Genomic DNA, 2,494 nt, shown 5'->3' on the forward strand with positions numbered 1-2,494 from the left:
GACCGCGGGCAATCCCGGTTTTTTCTATGAACTCGCATATTCTGTGTGGTAGTTCCACGCCCGTACCCCCCGCGGAGCGTGTTCCCCCCCACCCCACAGAGTTCCCTCGTGACCCCTGCCCAGCACTCAGTTCTCGTGGCGGACGACGACCCCGATATTCGGGACCTCGTGGTTTTCAAACTCGAACAGGCCGGTTTCAATGTTCGAGCCGTGGGAGACGGCAATGCGGCCCTCGAGGTGCTCAAGGACACCGCACCGGACCTGGTGGTGCTGGACGTCATGATGCCGGGACTCAGCGGATTGGACGTCTTGCGTCAGATCCGGGCCGAGCAACGCCTCGATCCGGTCAAGGTGCTCCTGCTGACCGCACGCGCCCGGGACACGGACGTGGACGACGGTTACAACACCGGCGCGGACGACTACGTGACCAAGCCCTTCAGCCCGCGAGAATTGCTGCACCGGGTCAACACCCTGCTCGGCCGGGGACGGTGAACCGTTCGTGGTGACCCCCACCGTGGTGGCCCCGCAGCTGTTGACCGGGGTGTTGTGGGTCCTGGTGTGGGCCGCGATCTTTCTGCTCGCCGTGATCCTCGGCGCGCGGGCCGGGCGGCTCTGGCGCGAACGCCGAGAACGCCAGGTCCTCCAAGAGCTGAGACCCGCCATGCTCGCGGTGGCCTCGGGGGAGGACGAAGACTCCTCCGCACTGGGTCGGCTGACCACGGTGACCCACCAACGCGTACGCGTGGTGGACCGCACGGTCTCCACCATGCTTTCCAAGGTCAAGGGGGAACCGGCGCGCGCCCTGGCCCAGGTGCTGCGCTCGCACGGCCGGGCGAACTGGGCGCTGCGGGGGCTGGCCTCCAAACGCTCGATCCGGCGCGCGTACTCGGCCTGGACCCTCGGGTTGATGCGGGAGCGCGAATCGGGGTCCAAGATCGTCCCCCTGCTCCAGGACCGTTCCATGGACGTGGTGGTCGCCGCAGCGCGCGCCCTCACGCTCCTCGGCGACAGCACGGCCGCCCGGCCCGTGGTGCGCGCGGTGGCCCCGCGACGTCGTCCGCGCGGACTCCCCAGCTGGGTGGCCGTCGAGTCCCTGTGCGCGTTCGACGACGCCGTGGCCCCCGTGGTCGCGGAGGCGACGGCGCACCCGCAACCTTCCGTGCGCCACGTCGCGGCCACGGTGATCGGCACCCGCCCGTTACCGCGAGCTGCCCCTGTGGTCCGGCAACGGCTCGCCGTGGAGCAGGACCCCCGGACCCTCGCGGCGCTCGTGGAAGCACTCGGTGAAATCGGGGGTTCGCTCGATCTGCCCATGCTGTCCCGCTTCGCACAGCATTCGGACGAGACCGTGGCGCTCGCTGCCGTGGATGCCCTTGAGGAAATCGGGCTGCCCTCATCGGTGGAAGCGTTGGCCCCGCTCGTTGCGGACACCCGTCCGAGACTGTCCGAACGCGCGGCCGTGGCCCTCGCGGAGCTGGGGCCGCGGGGCCGCGAGCGGCTGCGGGCGTTCGCGGCCGCCCCGGGTCCCGCTGAGCTGCCCGCCACCTACGCACTGCAACTCGCAACCATGAGGAGTGCCACCCGTGGACTGGATTGAGTTGTTGCGCGCCGCCGTCGCGGCCGTGCTCGCGTTCGTGGCGTGGCCCGTTCTCGTGTACTTCCTGCTGATCAACAGCTCCTACCTGGCAATGATCGTGCTGGCGACCGTGGACTTCGTGTCGCATCGGCGGCGGGTGCCGTTCGCCGGTCGAGAGGAACTCATGCGATCCCGGACCATGCCGGGAATCAGCGTGGTGACGGCCATGCATAACGAGGAGATGGGGATCCGCGTGGCCGTGGAATCATTCCTGTCCCTGCAACACCCGCATCACGAGGTCATTGTGGTGGACGACGGCAGCACCGACAACGGCTTTGAGGTGCTCCGTAAAGCCTTCGACCTGGTCCCGGTGACACGCCGGATGCCGCAGGACGTGGCAGTTCTGGAAGCGCCCACGAGTATTCATATGCCTCGCGACGGGCGGACCCGGCTGACGGTGGTGCGTAAGGCCAACTCGGGCCGCAGTGATTCGGTCAACGCGGGCGTGAACCTGGCCCGCGAGGACCTTGTGTTGTTCGTGGACTCGGACTCCATTTTGGACCCCGGGGCGCTGCTGGCGGTGGCCCGGCCGTTCATTGAGGACCCGATCACCACGGTGGCAGCCGGAGGGGTCATCCGCGCCGCCAACGGGTGCCGGGTGAAGGGCGGGCGCGTGCTGGATGTCCGGATGCCCGGAAGGCCCCTTGCCGACATCCAGGTTCTGGAATATCTTCGCGCCTTCCACCTGGGCCGGGCCGGGTGGTCCCGGATTAATGCGCTCTTACTGATCAGCGGGGCTTTCGGCGTCTTCCGCCGTGACGCATTGATCTCGGTGGGCGGCTTCGACACCAGTAGCATCGGCGAGGATTTCGAGCTGGTCATGCGGTTGCACAAGACCTTCCGGCAGCAGGGCAAGCC

The 2,494-nt window shown here is 68.0% G+C and carries 3 protein-coding genes; all 3 read left to right on the forward strand.

What is annotated here, in order from left to right; all coding sequences use genetic code 11:
- Window positions 1-108 precede the first annotated feature (108 nt).
- Window positions 109-492 carry a response regulator transcription factor gene (locus Q4E95_RS12720; RefSeq protein WP_303383652.1) on the forward strand — a complete coding sequence of 128 codons (384 nt, stop codon included), beginning with the start codon at window positions 109-111 and terminating at the stop codon, window positions 490-492.
- Between the two features lie 7 nt (window positions 493-499).
- On the forward strand, window positions 500-1,597 hold the full coding sequence (locus Q4E95_RS12725) for a HEAT repeat domain-containing protein (protein WP_303383653.1): 1,098 nt from the start codon (window positions 500-502) through the stop codon (window positions 1,595-1,597).
- A partial coding sequence (locus Q4E95_RS12730; protein ID WP_303383654.1) for a glycosyltransferase family 2 protein occupies window positions 1,584-2,494 on the forward strand: 911 nt, incomplete at its 3' end. The genes Q4E95_RS12725 and Q4E95_RS12730, both read left to right, overlap by 14 nt.

Origin of the sequence: Kocuria sp. (genome assembly GCF_030536815.1) — a bacterium.
GTDB classification, from domain to species: Bacteria; Actinomycetota; Actinomycetes; order Actinomycetales; family Micrococcaceae; genus Kocuria; species Kocuria gwangalliensis.